This window comes from Corallococcus sp. 4LFB (assembly GCF_046520365.1).
Taxonomy (GTDB): domain Bacteria; phylum Myxococcota; class Myxococcia; order Myxococcales; family Myxococcaceae; genus Corallococcus; species Corallococcus caeni.
This window is the reverse complement of the sequence record NZ_JBKGHJ010001098.1, coordinates 1-948: the sequence shown is the minus strand read 5'-3', so window position 1 is coordinate 948 and position 948 is coordinate 1. Positions and strand designations below refer to the sequence as shown.

The window sequence follows — 948 nt, the reverse complement described above, 5'->3', positions numbered from 1 at the left end:
GCCCTGCGGCTGGCGGGGGCTCGCAAGCCGGAGGTGCTGAGCACGCCGGGCTTCGAGTGGCCGTTCGGGAGCTGGCGCGAGGCCGCGCCTCAGCCGCGCAGCGCGTCGCGGGCCGTCCAGAGGCCCCGCAGGTAGAGCGCGCCCAGGGCCATGAGACAGACGACGCCCACGGTGACGTTCCAGTGGATGACGCGGCGGATGTTCCAGCCGTAGACGTCCACCAGGGTGCTGGGGTCGCTCAGGCCCACGCCCTCGATGCGGCCGAAGGGGATGCGGTCCACGTCGGTGCGCGCCGCCCACCACTGCTCGAAGCCGTCCATGAACGCCGCCGCGCCCATGGCGACGAAGCCCCAGCGCAGCTGGTGCCGGTGGAGGTAGTGGCCGCGCGGCACGTAGAACGTGGCCATCAAGAGCGTGCCCAGCACCATCAGGCCCGCGTCGCCGCCAAAGAAGGTGAGGGCCTTGGCCTGCGCATGCGTCAGCCCCAACGTGCACACCCCCTGCGCGACGAGCAGCCCCGCGCCCACGCCCAGCCACGTCCACCGGCGGCGCTTCCAGCCCTGCCACGCGAGCGCGCCGCAGAGCCCCGCCATCAGGAGGACCATGAACGTCGAGCGGTCCTCCGACACGTGGGTCACCCACAGCGTGGGCGTGGCGCTGAAGCCGCAGAACCACGCGGTGACGGCGTGCCCCACCTCGTGCACCGGCATCGTGAGGAAGATGCGCAGCAGCCCGTGGAAGCCCGGTGACCCGACCGCGAGGAAGGCGATGACGAGCGCGGCCGGCAACACCGCCAGCCGCAAGCGGGCCTCCAGGGAGCCCCCGCTCCCCGTCTCCCCCTCGTGGAAGGTGATGCCCTCCGTGGTGGGCTCCGGGGCGGGCCGCGCCGCGACCAGGGGCGGCACGAACGTGGGCGCCGCGTGCGCCTCCAGGGCCTCTCGCAACGCC

The 948-nt window shown here is 73.6% G+C and carries 1 protein-coding gene; it reads right to left on the bottom strand.

The annotated features are described in order from the left end of the window. Positions 1-89 precede the first annotated feature (89 nt). Positions 90-948, bottom strand: an 859-nt coding sequence (locus ACLEQD_RS44305) for a hypothetical protein (protein WP_410391918.1), incomplete at its 5' end; no start/stop codon positions are given.